Source organism: Brevibacterium yomogidense, from assembly GCF_900163715.1.
GTDB classification, from domain to species: domain Bacteria; phylum Actinomycetota; class Actinomycetes; order Actinomycetales; family Brevibacteriaceae; genus Brevibacterium; species Brevibacterium yomogidense_A.
The window spans coordinates 120,905-136,244 of record NZ_FWFF01000001.1; the positions used below are offsets into that span (position 1 = coordinate 120,905).

The following is a 15,340-nucleotide window of genomic DNA, read 5'->3' on the forward strand; positions in this document are numbered from 1 at the left end:
TTTCATATACTGGCCACCCGGCCACTCGAGCCGAGAGGCGACGCACTGGAGACTGAGAGGGACTCAGCCGCCGACCGAACAGGACCCCCATGAACGTCTTGTGGATCTACGCCCACCCGGACCAGGCCTCTCTGAACTCAGCGCTGCGCGACGAGGGCCTCGCGGCACTCGCGGAGGCGGGACACCCCTACCGCGTCTCAGACCTCTATGGCATGGGGTGGAAGCCCACCCTCGACCGCGACGACTTCACCGGGGACCACGACGATCCCGCCGGTATCGGCCAGGCATCCGGGCACGCCTATGAGCGCGGCGCCCTGAGCGAGGACATCACGGCCGAGCAGGAGAAGCTCGACTGGGCCGATGCGGTCGTCTTCCAGTTCCCGCTCTGGTGGTACGCGCCTCCGGCGATCCTGAAGGGATGGATCGACCGCGTGTTCGTGAAGGGCTACGCCTACGGGGTCACCGACCCGGATCACCCCGGCAGGACCCTGCGCTACGGCGAGGGGGTCCTGTCCGGGAAGCGAGTGCTCGTCCTCACCAGCATCGGGGGGCCCGAGGCCGCCTTCGGACCGCGCGGGATCAACGGTCAGCTGGATCAGGTCCTCTTCCCGCTGCTGCACGGCACCTTCTGGTACACGGGCATGTCCGTGCTCCCGCCCGTCGCCGTCTACAGCGCGAACCGTCTGGACGACCAGAGCTTCCGCACTGCCGCTGATGCCGTCTGCCGGCACGTCGCCGCGATCGGCGAGACCCGGCCGATCCCCTACCGCTCGCAGAACGGCGGCGACTACGACGAGGAGCTGGTCCTCAGACCAGAACTCTCACCCGGAGGCTCTGGCCTCGCGGTCCACGCATCAGCCCTCGCCCACGAGGAGGCCCAGGGCGAGCCGCAGGATCAGCCGGCGACGGCCTCGGCGGACTCGGCCTTCGCCGTCTCGAACGTCGACGTGTCGATGACGAACCGGAAGAGCACGTCTCCAGCGACCACGCGGTCGTAGGCGTCGTCCACCTCGTCGACGCCGACCTTCTCGATCCAGGAGCCCAACCCGTGCTCAGCGCAGAAGTCGAGCATCTCCTGCGTTTCGCGGATGCCGCCGATGTTGGATCCGGTGAGCACCTTCCCGCCGCCGATCAGCGCGCCGAAGCCCACGGGCTGCTTCTCCGGCGGCAGTCCGACGACCGCCATGACGCCGCGCGGTCGCAGCAGGCCCAGGTACTTGTCGACCGGGATGTCCGCACTGATGGTGTTGAGGATGAAGTCGAACTGGTTCCGGTGCGTGCGGAAGAAGTCGTCCTCCGTCGTCGCGAGCACGCGTGAGGCGCCCAGCTTCAGCGCGGTCTCCTCCTTCTTGAGGGTGCGGCTCAGCACGGTCACGTCAGCGCCCTTCGCCGCAGCGATCTGGACGCCCATGTGGCCCAGGCCGCCCAGGCCCAGCACGGCGACCTTCGTCCCCTCGCCCACGCCCCAGCGGGCGATCGGCGAGTAGGTCGTGATGCCGGCGCACAGCAGCGGCGCCGCACGGTCGAAGTCCAGGGCGTCGGGGATGCGCAGCACGAATCGGTCGTCGACCACGACCTTCTGGGCGTAACCGCCCTGCGTGATCGACCCGTCGACATCGACGGAGTTGTACGTGCCCACCTTCCGGCCCTTGCCTCCGGTGCACTCCTGCTCCTCGCCGTCCGCGCAGGCCGCGCATTCGCCGCACGAGTTCACCAGGCATCCCACGCCCACGCGGTCGCCCGCCGAGAACCCTGAGACCTCCGCGCCCACCGCCTCCACGACACCCGCGATCTCGTGGCCGACGGCGAGCGGGAAGTGCGCCTCGCCCCACTCGTTGCGGATCGTGTGGATGTCGCTGTGGCAGATCCCGGCGGCCCTGATGTCGATGAGGACGTCGCGGGGACCGACATCGCGCCGCTCGAGGTCCGCCACGCGGAACGGCTGGTCGGGACCGGTCTTCTGCAGTGCCTTGACGGTGATCGTCACTGTTCCTCCTGTGGGGACGGATGAGTCGCTGCCAGTATGTCAGCGGGACTGCTCGGGAGGCGATCCCCACCGTCGCACGAACCCGTGCGACGGCGGGCCGAACCCCCGCCGAGGTACCGGTCGGCCGCTGCGGCGTCCGGCACCTCGGCAGTCCGAGCGTATGACGGACGGTGACCGGAGGCAGGCCCGTGTCCGTACCCCCACGTACAGTCGGGGGCACGTTCCAGAGATGCGGTCGAAGGCCTGGCTGACCGCACGGCAACCCGATGATCGGCCGGGTGCCCCCAGGCGGAGAACGGGCCCGCGGTGTCCCCCGCGGGCAAGATTCGATGCGAGGCCCGGCCTCGGGGAAGCAGGACCCCATGTCCTCACCATCCACTCACGACCGTCCCAACCCCACCACGGATCCCTGGGAGGGGTTCACCCACGACGAGGCCCTCGCGTGGGCGCGGGTCACCCTCCGGTACCTGCCGCGGCCGTCCGGAGCGGGCATCCTCGGCATCAGGTCGTCCAGCCTCACCGCGGGCCGGGTCCCGCGATCCGCCGAGCAGGCCGGCAGAGCCAGGATCGCGGTCGCCCTGGGCTTCACGCCCGCGACCTTCGCCGCATGGATCGTGTCGCTGCGGTGGGTGCCGGCCACGCGGTACGCGGCGCACCCGCACAACCACACGGTCGAGCACCCGTTGAGCCAGCCGGGGCACACCTTCGACGCCGAGGTCTGGGCCGGCTGGCCGCTCCTCCTCACCCGGGGTCTGTCGCCCGAAGCCGCGACGCACTACGCACTCCTGCGCGCGGAGGAGCGCGGATTCGACCCGACGGCGTCGGACGCGTACGACACGGCGCGCGTGTACGCCGCCCGCTACGACGCGGTCCTGGCCCGGCGCCGCGCGCGCTACGGGCTCGATCCGCACGCTGACCCGAAGCGCTGGAGCAACGCGGATTCGCGCGAGCGGGACCGGCGCCGCAGATCGGTCGACGAATCGTCGCAGACTTTCCGCGAGCGCTCGATCCGTGCCCGCGCGGAGGCCGAGGCCGCACATACCCTGCTCGAAGTCCGCGACGGCTTCGACGGCGCGCAGCGCAGGTGGGCGGATGCGCGAAGGCGGGCGGACGAGCTGCGGGACGCCGTGGAGAACGGCGGCGTGCGGGGCGAGAACCGCCGACGGAGGTGGTGACGCCCCGACGACGCGCCGTGAATCACAGTCGGCAGGGCGCCTCACCCATGCCACCCGCTCACAATTTCGGGTAGTGTCTCAATATGTTCTTACCGAACGATCACTCAGATCGGTGAGACCGCAGACCAGAGCTCGTCCGAAGGGCCCACGCGCGGCAGTGTCGCCGTCACGTGGAAGCGCTTCCGACAGCGGATGACGAAAGAGGAGTTCGACGTGGCGACCACCAACGGACGCGCTGAGATCCTGCGCGCCGCGCGGATCACCTTCGCACGGCACGGATTCGACGGTGCGTCGATCCGCGACATCGCGCAGGAGGCGGGGCTCAGCCTTTCCGCACTGTACTACTACTTCCCGTCGAAGCAGGATGCACTGCACGAGCTCATCCACAACGCCTTCACGTGGTTCAGCGAGCGGGCGCGTGCCACCGTCGACGCAGCGGGGTCGGATCCGATCGACCGGCTCACCGTGCTGGTCCGCTTCACGGTTCGCTACCGGTCGATGTACCGCCAGATCAGCCGTGTGATCCTGCGGGACACCGAGCGCCTGAACCCTGAGAGCTTCGGGACGATCCGCGAACTCCAGAAGGAGTCCCGCAACATCTTCGCCGACGTCGTCGAAGAGGGCCGGGCCTCCGGCGTCTTCGCAGTCGAGAGCTCTGAGACCGCGTCGCGCGCGATCCTGTCGATCATCAACGCGATCCCCCTGTGGTTCTCCACGGACGGCGACATGACCGTCGACGACCTGGAGCGGGAGTACACGCGCTTCAGCCTGCGCCTGCTGGCCCATGACCCGGACGACGCAGAGCTCGAGCGCCTGCTCGCCCTCCCCCTCGAGGACATCGCGGACTTCAGCGGCCGACTCGACGGCACCGCGGCCCCCATCAAGCGCTGACGCTGATGCTGAGGCGGGCGTCCGCCTCAGCACGGCGGGTCCACGACCAGCTCACGACCGACGCGCAGCCAGCTCACCGCTGGCCTGAACCCGGCCCCCGTCCGCGGTCGTGCCTGATCCGCCACACATGTGCGGCTTCGGGCACGACGGCGTCATCGTCGGCGGCCCCCGCCTCACGCAAACTGGTCATATGACCAGCACGCGCACACACCGCCGCCGAGGCCCCTGTCCGGTCCGAGACATGCCTGCCGGTCTCCGCGCCCCCGCGCTCCTGAGCGGCCTCGCCCTCGTGCTCACCGTCACCGCCTGCGGCGAGGTCGGATCCGAGCCGGAGGTCGACTACGAGGCCTTCGCCGAATCCGTCGCCGAACTCCCGGCCGTCGAGTCGGTCGACACCGACGGGGACGGGGATGGGGAAGCGTTCACCGCCGAGATCTCCGCTGAGGCCGACGAGGCCGCGCTCCGGACGACAGGCCGTCGCATCATGCGGCTGCTCGGAGACGCCGGAGTCGGCTATGACGCCTCGCCCCTCACGATCGTCAGCGGACCGTACACCCTCGAGGGCGCGTACGGCTACAGCGATCCGGACACGGGCACATACCGATCGGACCGCCTGGACCTGACGGATCTGCCGCACCTCCATGCGCTGCCGGACGTCGCATCGGGGATCCTGCGCAACGGCACTGCGACCGTCACCCTCGCGGAGGGGGCGGACCTGCGCACCTGGGTCGAGGATGCCGTCACCCGGGACGGGCACACACGCGTGCACGCCTATCCCGCGGAGGAGGACTCACAGGAGACGGAGGGCCCCGACGACACCCCTGGGGCAGACGGAGGAACGGACGCGCAGACAGCCGCCGGCTCCGCTGCCGGCAGCTCGGCGGTCGACCGCAGGTGGGTCCCCGCGGACTCCGACGACCTCGAGGAATCATTCAGGTTCCACCTGGGCTCCGAGGCGAACACCGAGGCCGTCCAGAAGCTGTTCACAGCTGCAGACGCCGCGGACGCGACGGTCGTCACGGCGGAGGTCTACACCGAGGGAGACGTCGACGCCGACCTGGAGCTCCAGTCGCTCGACGCGCTCGAACAGCTCGATGACGTGTTCACCGACGAGTACGACGCACTGACCGGCTTCACGTTCCACACGGGCGACGGGCTCCGTCTGGACTACGGCTCGTCCGTCGAGAGCCACTACAGCCCGAGCGCTCCCTCGATCGACGACGTCCTGTCCGCCCACGAGCAGATCGAAGACCTGGGCGCTTCGCTGACCTCGGTGTCCGCGGGACTGCGGGAGGCTGAGGTGGAAGCACCCGACACCGGTGTCCTCCGGGACGTCGCGGACGCAGTGTCCTCGTCGTCGTGGCCGCTGGAGCCCACGGAGCGCGTCTCGCTGCACCACCCGGACTCACCGGATGCGGACTCCTCCCTCGCTGCTGAGTGGTGGGGCGAACGCGTGGACGTCCTCGCATCGCTGTGGGACGCGGGCTTCATCGACGCGACGGAGCGCGGCGAATCGGCCACCGCTGTCACGATCCATCGCGGCCAGGGACCGGACTTCACGACCGCTGCAGGTCGCGACGCCCTCATCGCAGCGCTCCGCGGCGCCGACTGGCAGGCCAACGCACGCATCACCCTTGAGGACTCCCAGCACCTCACGTTCGAGTCGACAGCCGACGGCAAGGCGCTGAACCCGCACAACCCCCAGGGCGACGCCTCCGCCGAGCTGTCCGAATGGGCACAGGAGTTCGTCGATGCCTGGGACGCGACGGCAGGCTGAGCGCATGCAGGCCCGCCGCTCCCCCGCCATCGTCGCCTCGATCGCTGCGCTGCTGCTTGTCGCGACGGGCTGCGGCCTCGCAGACGATCGTCCCGCCTCCGACTACGGGACCGCCGCCGAGGCCCTGCGCGCCCTGCCTGCCGTCGCCTCGGTCGACGGCCCGCACCTGCCCACGGACGAAGCGCATGGCGCGGACGACACCACCGCTACCGCCTTCACCGTCGCCCTCGACGAGGAGGCCGATGCGGCCGCGCTCCGCTCGACGGGGGACGACGCCTTCGCGCTCGTCAACGACCACCGCTATCCCGACGGCCCACCGCACGTGACGATCTCGAGCGGCCCCTTCACCGGTGAGGTTCCCGTTGACACCAGCACGAGCTGCAACTGCGTCCCCGAATCGGAGAACATCGACCTGAGTCTCCTCCCGCGCCTCCTCACGCTTCCGGATGTGAGTGCCGGCAGCCTCGGCGAGATCGGCGGCACGACGCAGATCGAACTGGACGACGGCACCGACGTGCACGCATGGGCCCAGGAGGCGGCAGACACCGCCGCAGAGACTGCAGAGGATAGCGGGGTCGTGCAGGTCGAGGCTGCGCCCGCGGACGATGGCGGCCCACGCTATCGGCTGGACCTCGGTGCCGTCGCAGTGTCCGAGGCGGCGCGCACACTCCATCGGGCCGCAGCAGACACCGGTACCGAGGTCGTCAGAGCTGAGATCACCGTCGAGCATCCCGACAGCAAGCACCCCGACGCGGACGTTTCAGACTCTGTCGATTCCGGCGACGCCGCGAGTGAGACGACCGGCACCACCGCGGACGAGAACGACTCCGACCCGGCCGCCGAGCACCCGCCTGTCGTCACGGAGGGCACGCTCACGGTCGCAGAGGACGCAGACGCGGTCCCCGCCCACCGAACGCTCCTCGAGCACTTCGATGACCAGACGATCGGCACGTTCACCGTCGAGGCCGACTCGGGACTCTCGATCGACGGTCCCGGCGACTCCGGCGACCTGGACGATGTGGCGGACGCGCTGGCCGCACTCGCGGATGCAGAGGTGGCGACGGCCTCGGCGGATGCCGTGGATGACACGCTCACCGCCCACGCGGCCGACGCGGACGGACTGCGCGCGGCTGCACGGCTCGTCTCCTCGCCGGACTGGCCGCTGGAATCCGACGCAGACGTCACCGTGAAGCACACCAGCGGAGCGGGAACCGGCTCCGTCTTCCGCGCCGCGGACTGGCCGGACCACATCGAGCTCGTCGCAGGGCTCTGGGAAGCCGGCTTCACATCCGTCGACGTCGAGGAGATCTCGCACGCCGCAGACCTGCGGATCCGCCTCGACCGGTCGACGGGACCGGATCCCCGCACGGCCGACGGCCGCACCGCCCTCGTCGACGCACTGCGCACCGGAGGGTGGGACGGCACCGCGGAGATCATCTTCGCCGATGACGACCGGCTGGCCTTCACCTCCACGGCGGACGGCACCGCGCAGGAGGCCGCGAACAGGCTCGCCGGAGCCGAGCGCACGCCTCGCGGGTGGGAGCAGGAGTTCATCGACGCGTGGGATGCCACTGCGACGAGCGGGTGAGACGCCGAGCGGGGGAAGTGCCGAGGCGCGGGTCACCTCCCCTGCCTCGGCACCTCTCACTCAGCGCAGTTCGCGCTTGGCGAGCGTCCGCAGGTGCACCTCGTCCGGTCCGTCGAAGAGCCGCATCGCGCGGTGCCAGCCGTACATCGCCGCCAGCGGCACGTCGTCGCTCACGCCCGCGCCGCCGTGGACCTGGATGGCCCGGTCGATGACCTGCAGCGTGGCACGCGGAACGGCGACCTTCGCGGCAGAGATGAGGCCGGCCGCCGCCTTGTTCCCGTGCATGTCGATGGTGCGAGCCGCGTGCTGGCACAGCAGTCGCGCCTGATCGATCGCGATGCGCGATTCGGCGATGTCCTGCTGGACCCCGCCCTGCTCCGCGAGCGGCTTGCCGAACGCGATCCGGTTCTGCGACCGGTCGACGAGCAGCGACAGCGCCCGCTCCGCCGCGCCCAGCGCACGCATGCAGTGGTGGATGCGACCCGGGCCCAGGCGCGCCTGGGCGAGCGCGAAGCCGGAGCCCTCCTCGTCCAAGAGGTTCGCCGCGGGCACGCGGACGTCGTTGAACTCGACCTCGCAGTGGCCGTGCTGGTCGTGGTGGCCCATCACCGGAAGATCGCGCACGACTGTCACACCGGGAGTGTCCATCGGCACGAGGATCATCGACTGCTGCTTGTGCTTCTCCGCATCCACATCGGTCTTGCCCATGACGATCATGATCTTGCAGCGCGGGTCCTTCGCCCCGGACGTCCACCACTTCCGGCCGGAGATGACGTACTCGTCGCCCTCGCGGCGGATCGTCGTCTCGATGTTCGTGGCATCCGAGCTCGCGACCGCCGGTTCCGTCATCGCGAACGCGGAGCGGATCTCACCGTTCAGCAGCGGCTGCAGCCACTGCTTGCTCTGGTCCTCCGTCGCGAACATGTGGAGCAGCTCCATGTTGCCGGTGTCCGGCGCCTGGCCGTTCGTGGCCTCCGGAGCCAGGTGGAGGCTCCACCCGGTGATCTCCGCGAGCCCCGCGTAGTCGAGCTGGCTGATGCCCGATTCGGACGGCAGGAAGAGGTTCCACAGTCCGCGCGACTTGGCCTCCGCCTTGAGGGTCTCCACGACGGGCGGCACGGACCCGTCGCGCGGGTCGCGCTCGGCCCGGTATGCGTCGTACTCGGCCTCCGCCGGGAACACGCTGGCATGCATGAAGTCGACGAGCTCCTCACGCAGCTCGAGTGCACGCGCCGAGGGGCGCAGGTCCAGGGAGTCGACGTCCGGTCTCACGGGCATCGCCTTCAGCTGATCGGTCATGATCTCTCCTTCTGTCTACGGCTTGCCGTGTATGGCTGTGTTCAGCTGTCTGAGTACTGGTGTGATGGGCATGTCTGGCTCGTCGGCTGTGTCTGGTGCACCTGGCTCTTGTGCTGGGCCTCGTGCGGTCGATGGTTCATCGACCGGATTCGACGGTGGCCGCTGCGAGTCGTACGTACCTCTGGGCCATCTGCTCCGGGGTGAGCTCGCCGTCCGGGCAGTACCAGGACGGGACCGATGTGCCCATCGCGATGAGCGCCCTCACGGCGTCCGCGGGATACGGGGTGGCGAACCCTCCGTCCTCGACGCCTCGCATGACGACGTCGCGGAACATCGCCTCCTGCTCGTCCCGCAGTGCGACGATCAGGCGGCGACCGTGCGGGTCGAGGCTGCGGATCTCCGATGCCCCGACGAGCGCCTCCGCCCTCCGTTCGGTGTGGAAGAGGAGCCAGGCGTGCATGAGCGCGCTCAGCTGTTCGTCCGGTCGGCGGCCTGCACGGAGCACTGCGCTGCGGGTGAGTGCGAGCCCATCGCTGAGCACGCGCACCATGATGTCCTGCAGCATCTGCTGCTTCGAGGGGAAGTGGCTGTAGATCGAGGCGACGGTCAGGTCTGCTCCCCGGGCGATGTCGCGCATGGTCGTCCCGTGGTAGCCGAGGCGCTCGAACCGATCCACGGCGGCGTCCAGGATCGCGTCCCTGGTCGACCTCGTCCGTGCCATCGTCTGCTCCTTCGCACTGCTGGCCGCAGCATTCGCCGATTCGCCCACGGCACCGGCTGATCGACACGCTACGCACCGAACGCTTGTTCGTCAACGACCAGCCTGCAGCCCTGAGAGAGCACCGTGCAAACCCAGTCGTCCTGACAGCTGGCCATTCTCTCCAGCAGCTGCCCCACAGGCACCCATTCCGCACAGCGGCCATGACCCCGAACGTGCGTTCGCCTCGAAAGCCCGCGCACCCCTTGACACCCCGCCAGGCGACGGCAATGCTGGCGGCACCGGCCAACGACGACCGGCACGCCCCGCGCACCTGATCATCCTCGCGGCCCCCACGGCGGATCCGCATCGCGCAGGCGTGAACCCTCCCGAAAGGCGTGACGATCATGTCCGATGCTCCGGATCTCAACGACCTCCTCGCAGACGCCCCGAAGAACTGGGGACGCTGGGGTGACGACGATGAGGTGGGCTCCCTCAACTTCCTGACGAACGACCAGGTCCTGCGCGGCGTCCGCAGCATCCGCGGCGGCGAGGTCCACACGCTCCAGCGCCTCATCGGCGATCCGAAGGGCGATCCGGTCTGGCCGTCACGGCTCCCCGCCGAGCGCGAGATGGTCATCGACGAATCCGCGTGGGACGGCGACGACGCCCCCGCCTTCCCCGGCGGCCTCCACTACGCGGACGACAAGCTCGTCGCGTTCCTGCAGGGGTCCACGCAGTACGACGCGCTGGGCCACGTCTGGTACGGCGGACAGATCTGGAACGGCTACGACGCGCGCACGACGATCGGCGGCCTGGACAAGGCCAGTGTCGAGCCGATCGCCCAGCGCGGCGTCGTGGGACGCGGTGTCCTCATCGACATGGCGCGGCACTTCGGCGTCGAGGCGATCGAGTCCAAGCGCACCTTCGACCACACCGACCTGCTCGCCGCCGCCGAGGCTCAGGGCGTGACCATCGAGAAGCACGACATCCTGCTCATCCGCACGAACCACCTGCAGCTGTTCTTCGAGCAGGGCGACGCGTTCTATGAGGACTTCTGCGAGCCGGGGCTCCAGTACAGCCCGGAGCTCGTGACGTGGTTCCATGAGATGGAGATCCCCAACCTCGTCACGGACACGATCGCGAACGAGGTGACGACCGACCCGGACACCGGTGTGGCGCTCACGCTCCACAACGCGCTCATGCGCAACCTCGGCATCGCTCTCACGGAGATCTGTGATCTGGAGGAGCTGGCTGCGGCGTGCGCTGCGGACGGCCGCTGGGACTTCCTCTACGTCGCAGCACCGCTGAAGATCCACCGGGCGACGGGGTCGCCGGTCAATCCGGTGGCCATCCGATGAAGCCGTTCACGGAATCCCTCACACCGGCCTCACCCACGATGCTCGACGCGTGGGAGCACCGGGTGCGGGAATCCGCTGATCAGCCGTTCCTGCACTCCTTCAGCGAGACGCTCAGCTTCGGCGAGGTCGACCAGCAGGCAGATGCCCTTGCGGCGTCGTTGGCCGGCCACGGCGTCGCTGCGGGAGACCGGGTCGCGCTGTACACGCAGAATGATCCGCTCTTCGCGGTCGGCGTCATCGCTGCATGGAAGCTCGGGGCGGTGGGCGTTCCCATCAACCCGATGAACACCGCCCGCGAGTTGCGCTATCACCTGCAGGATTCCGGTGCGAAGGCGCTCGTCACCCTGCCGACCCTGTGGGACGACGTCGCCGCCGAGGTCGTCGCGGACTCCTCCGTCCGCGTCACCGTGCTCGGTGGGTTCCTCCGCTGGCAGCCTGACGGTGGCGGCATCCGCGTCGAGGCCGTGCCGGCGGACATCGGTGCGGCTCGCCCTGCTCCCGACGGCAGCGTCCTGCTCTCCCTCGAGGACCTTCCGCGAGGGAAGAGAACCGCGGACCGGCCGGGGACCTCGGCGGCGGATCCTGCCCTGCTGACGTACACGTCGGGCACGACGGGCAGCCCCAAGGGCGCGATCAACACCCACGGCAACATCGCGTTCAATGCGGAGACGTATGCGCAGATGGGCGGATTGGAGCCGGGCCAGCCGATCCTGGCCGTCGCACCGCTCTTCCACATCACGGGGTCCGTGGGGCATCTGGCGTACGGCATCCGTGCAGGGTGTCCGCTCGTCCTGAGCCATCGGTTCCACCCGGTCGCGGTGATCGAATCGATTCGTCAGTGGCGTCCCGTCTTCACGATCGGTGCCATCACTGCGCTCATGGCGATCGCGGATTCAGCGGAGCTGCAGGACGGCGACCTCGCCAGTCTGGAGGTCGTCTTCACGGGCGGCGCCCCTGTGGCCCCATCGCTGTCGGATCGGCTGGAGAAGGTCTACGGCTCCTACATCCACAGCGCGTACGGGATGAGCGAGACGGCGTCGCCGATCACGGTCGGGCCGGTCGGTGAGCGGTCACCGGTCGATCCGGACTCGGGCTCACTGTCCGTGGGGCGTGCCGTGTACGACACAGAGCTGCGGATCGTGGACGACGCCGGAGCAGACCTGCCCGACGGCGAATACGGGGAGATCTGGGCGCGTGGGCCGCAGATCACCCCGGGCTACTGGCAGAACGACGCGGCCACGGCCGCGGAGATCACGGATGGCGGCTTCCTCCACACCGGCGATGTCGCGTTCCGGGATGCCGAGGGGTGGATCTACCTCGTCGACCGGAAGAAGGACATGATCAACGCGGCCGGGTACAAGGTGTGGCCGCGTGAGGTCGAGGGCGTCCTCTACGACCACGCTGCGGTATCCGAGGCCGCGGTCGTCGGGGTCGCGGACGATTACCGGGGCGAGACGGTCGCCGCATACGTCACCGTCAAGACGGGCCAGTCCGTCACGGAGGAGGAGCTCGTGGCGCACTGCCGCGAGCAGCTGGCCGCCTATAAGATCCCGCGCAGCATCGGGATCCTCGACGAGATGCCGAAGACCGCCACCGGCAAGATCATGCGCCGAGCGCTCCGGGACTAGGACGCGGACCAGCAGCGATGTGGGCCGGAAGGATGATCATCCTTCCGGCCCACAGTCATGTCCCCGCGCAGTTCAGTCCTCGGAATCCTCTGCTTCGTCGATCGAGGCCCCAGCGCTGCCGGTCGGTGTCGGAGTGGCGTCGCCACCCTCATCGCGCGTCAGAACGCCGAGCTCTTCGCCCTCGTCGTCCTGGATGTGCATCGTGTCGCCGTCGACCACGACCACGGTCACTCCACTGAGCCAGGTGTCGACACCCGGGCAGCCCTTGAGCGTGCCGGCGCCGCGCTCGATCTCTGCGGTGTCGCCGTCGATGTGGAACTCCCCCTGGAGTCCGTTGCATCCGTCGGACCCGCCCATCGTGCCGCCGCCCTCGTCGACCTCGGTGAACTCGAGGAATGCGTCGGCGGGGTCATCGGCGACCCAGCGCCCCTCGAAGACCGGATCCGCAGCGGGAGCGGCAGTGGTGGGGTCTTCCCCAGGACCGTCGTTCGTCCCGCATCCGACGAGTGCCAGTGCGGAGAAGACGGTGAGTGCTGCCAGGCGGATCGGTACCTTCATGGGTCCCTCCGTGGGGTAGGGGGTCGGCTGGTTCATGCTAACGGGCGAGGCTGAGGGACACCCGAATGCCCTCATGCCGGACGGTTCGGCTCTGTCCGACGACGAAGGGGCACTCGCGTGTGCGAGTACCCCTTCGTCAACCGTCAGCGTTCCGTCTCAGGGAGTCGGAGCGCCTCCGGGCTCAGCTGTGCTCAGGCCTTGCGGCGGCGAGCCACGTAGACCAGTGCGCCACCCAGGGCGACCAGTCCGGCTGCGCCGGCAGCCAGCGGAGCGGTGGTCGAACCGGTGCGCGGCAGGTCGTCGCCGCCCTCACCGTTGTCGCCATCGTCCTGGCCTCCGTCGCCGCCGTCTTCACCGATAACCACGAACGAGCTCTCGAGTGTCTCGCCCTCAGCCGTCACGAGGACTTCGTAATCACCGATGTAGGCCTCGGCCGGTGCCGTCGGCAGGCCCCAGACGCGGGACGAAGCGTTGCCGTCTTCGTCAGCGGTCACCGTGACCGACTTAGCCGGTGCATCGTTGGAGTCCTCGGCCGGTGCCTCTTCCGAACCCGCGTTGGCGGATGCGGAGTCGGTCGACGCGTAGGTGTCGAACGTGACGTCCGAACCGGGCTCCACTCCTGTCACGGAGTAGGTGACGCCGCGGTCCTGCTCGATGGCCTGGTCTTCGTCCTCGGCGAGGAACTGCTCAGCAGCGATCTCGCGCGGGTCGACGGTCAACTCAGCGTCCTCGTCCGCCTCTTCCGTCTCAGACGGAGTCGGCGCCGGGGTCGTGGGCTCGTCGGTAGCAGTCTCCGTGGGCTCCGGGGAGTCGGTGTCCGTCGGAGTCGGCTCCGGGGAATCCGTCTCGGTCGGAGTCGGTGCCGGCGTGGTCGGGTCCTCGGTGGGCTCGTCCGTCGGGTCCTCAGTCGCCGTCGGCGTGGGCTCCGGGGAGTCTGTCGCGGTCGGCGTGGGCTCCGGCGTCTCAGTTGCTGTGGGAGTCGGATCCGGCGTCTCGGTGGGCTCCTCAGTCGGATCCTCCGTTGCCGTCGGAGTCGGCGAGGGCTCCTCGTCGTCCGCGGTCGTCTTGACCTCGTAGTCTCCGGGGAGGTACTTGAGGCCTTCAGCCAGCTCAGCGACCCAGATCCAGTTGTCGTCGCCCTGGTCTTCGCCCTGGTAGTTGGACAGCGACGTGACGCCTACTGCCTGGTCGCCCATCATGACAGCGCCACCCGAATCGCCCGGGATGCCCAGGGCCTTCGCTGCGAACCCGTAGACCAGCGAATGGCCGCTCCCGTCGGGGAGAGGCACGACGGAGTAACCATCGACGATGCCGCCGATTCCACCTTCGTTTTCATCGGAGGGGATCGGTCCCGACTGCATTCCGGAGGTACGGCCGGAGCGCCAGATCTCCTTGCCGATGTCGTCGGTCGTCACATTGTGGACGCCCGCAACAGGCTTCGTCGAAGCGGAAAGATCGTCGCCCTGGGCCGTCGTCCAGTCCGTCACCTCGGGATGCGTGGTGACAGTGTCGTCTTCGAGCGTGATGACCCCGAAATCCTGCGTGCTCGCCGGGTTGTACAGGCTGGGATCGCCTGCTTCTGGGTCGTCAATATCGATCGGAGTCTCACCGAACTCGGAGTGCGTGAAGGAGCCGATGGGCTCTGACTTCAAGAGTTCGAACGGGCGCTCCGGGTTGTGGTAATCGTTGGCTCCGGCGTTCGACTGCGAGGGCTTCTCGAGGAGGACGTCTTCTCCGACCTCGCCGCAGTGACCTGCGGTGATGATCGCCTCTTCACCGCCGGGACCGGTAGCCGGGAACCCGAACGAGCAGAGCCCGTAGTTGGGCCCGCCCTTGGGCACTGCGTAACCGGCGCCGCCGACGACATCCTCAGCGTTCACCTCGCTGTATCCGTTGGGGATCTCTTCGACGAGGACCTTCTTGCTGTCCTCGCTCTTCGCAAAAGCAGTGACCGGCTTGAGCTCGTCAGACGCCGCGCTGATGCCCGAGCCCTCAACGACCTGCACGACGACGTCACGGTTGGCGTTGTAGCCGACGGCCGCGATCTGATCGCTCTTCTCAGCGGCCATGGCGACCGCCGCAGCCAGCTCTTCGGGCGCTTCGTTCGCAGCCATGGCGGGGACCGTGAGGGCCACTCCGCCGAGTCCGATGGCGACGGCCGCGCTCAGCGCGACGAACCGCTTGCCCGTCTCAGGGTTCTTCATACTGTTCTTCCTCTGATCTCTCATGACATCGAGTCGAAAATCTCCGACATCGCACAGCTGAACTACACGACGCTCAGTGGACACTGTGCCAAAGATCGCGGCGGCGTAACACTTCTGACCATTTTGATCACCGAATGATCACAACGGATTCGTTGCCCACATCACATGACAGCGC

General features: G+C 68.7%; 12 protein-coding genes and 1 riboswitch. Of the genes, 7 read left to right on the plus strand and 5 right to left on the minus strand.

Annotated elements, in window-relative coordinates; genetic code table 11:
- Positions 1 to 89 precede the first annotated feature (89 nt).
- Positions 90 to 998 (plus strand): NAD(P)H-dependent oxidoreductase, encoded by a 909-nt coding sequence (locus FM105_RS00495; protein ID WP_087003095.1) that lies wholly within the window; start codon positions 90 to 92, stop codon positions 996 to 998.
- On the opposite strand, the gene FM105_RS00500 is transcribed toward FM105_RS00495, so the two are convergent.
- Complete coding sequence (locus FM105_RS00500; protein WP_087003098.1) at positions 896 to 1,987, minus strand: NAD(P)-dependent alcohol dehydrogenase; 1,092 nt, start codon at positions 1,985 to 1,987, stop codon at positions 896 to 898. The genes FM105_RS00495 and FM105_RS00500 overlap by 103 nt on opposite strands.
- Positions 1,988 to 2,207: 220 nt before the next feature.
- Positions 2,208 to 2,319, plus strand: a riboswitch (SAM riboswitch).
- A gap of 30 nt (positions 2,320 to 2,349) precedes the next feature.
- Here FM105_RS00500 and FM105_RS00505 point away from each other — a divergent pair.
- The 4 genes from FM105_RS00505 (at position 2,350) to FM105_RS00520 (ending at position 7,418) form a co-directional block, all read left to right on the plus strand.
- Positions 2,350 to 3,162, plus strand: a complete 813-nt coding sequence (locus FM105_RS00505; protein ID WP_087003101.1) for a hypothetical protein — start codon at positions 2,350 to 2,352, stop codon at positions 3,160 to 3,162.
- Between the two features lie 213 nt (positions 3,163 to 3,375).
- On the plus strand, positions 3,376 to 4,053 hold the full coding sequence (locus FM105_RS00510) for a TetR/AcrR family transcriptional regulator (RefSeq protein ID WP_087003104.1): 678 nt from the start codon (positions 3,376 to 3,378) through the stop codon (positions 4,051 to 4,053).
- A gap of 241 nt (positions 4,054 to 4,294) precedes the next feature.
- Positions 4,295 to 5,830, plus strand: coding sequence for a hypothetical protein (locus tag FM105_RS00515; RefSeq protein ID WP_087003106.1), 1,536 nt, complete (start codon positions 4,295 to 4,297; stop codon positions 5,828 to 5,830).
- Positions 5,805 to 7,418: a hypothetical protein gene (locus FM105_RS00520; RefSeq protein WP_087003109.1), complete on the plus strand. Its 1,614-nt coding sequence runs from the start codon at positions 5,805 to 5,807 to the stop codon at positions 7,416 to 7,418. Before FM105_RS00515 ends, FM105_RS00520 begins: the two co-directional genes overlap by 26 nt.
- 60 nt (positions 7,419 to 7,478) lie before the next feature.
- Here the strand turns inward: FM105_RS00520 and FM105_RS00525 are convergent, their stop codons facing one another.
- Both FM105_RS00525 and FM105_RS00530 read right to left on the minus strand, forming a co-directional pair.
- Positions 7,479 to 8,717 carry an acyl-CoA dehydrogenase family protein gene (locus tag FM105_RS00525; protein ID WP_087003112.1) on the minus strand — a complete coding sequence of 413 codons (1,239 nt, stop codon included), beginning with the start codon at positions 8,715 to 8,717 and terminating at the stop codon, positions 7,479 to 7,481.
- Between the two features lie 136 nt (positions 8,718 to 8,853).
- Positions 8,854 to 9,438 carry a TetR family transcriptional regulator gene (locus FM105_RS00530; RefSeq protein WP_087003115.1) on the minus strand — a complete coding sequence of 195 codons (585 nt, stop codon included), beginning with the start codon at positions 9,436 to 9,438 and terminating at the stop codon, positions 8,854 to 8,856.
- Between the two features lie 383 nt (positions 9,439 to 9,821).
- Between FM105_RS00530 and FM105_RS00535 the strand changes: the two genes are divergently transcribed.
- Positions 9,822 to 10,775 (plus strand): cyclase family protein, encoded by a 954-nt coding sequence (locus tag FM105_RS00535; RefSeq protein WP_087004197.1) that lies wholly within the window; start codon positions 9,822 to 9,824, stop codon positions 10,773 to 10,775.
- Complete coding sequence (locus FM105_RS00540) at positions 10,772 to 12,403, plus strand: class I adenylate-forming enzyme family protein (protein ID WP_087003118.1); 1,632 nt, start codon at positions 10,772 to 10,774, stop codon at positions 12,401 to 12,403. The genes FM105_RS00535 and FM105_RS00540 overlap by 4 nt, the downstream gene beginning before the upstream one ends.
- 72 nt (positions 12,404 to 12,475) lie before the next feature.
- Here the strand turns inward: FM105_RS00540 and FM105_RS00545 are convergent, their stop codons facing one another.
- Entirely contained in the window at positions 12,476 to 12,961 is a 486-nt protein-coding gene (locus FM105_RS00545; RefSeq protein WP_179206998.1) for an META domain-containing protein, read from the minus strand.
- 191 nt (positions 12,962 to 13,152) lie between these two features.
- Positions 13,153 to 15,165, minus strand: a complete 2,013-nt coding sequence (locus FM105_RS00550) for a S1 family peptidase (protein ID WP_087003123.1) — start codon at positions 15,163 to 15,165, stop codon at positions 13,153 to 13,155.
- Between the last annotated feature and the right edge of the window lie 175 nt (positions 15,166 to 15,340).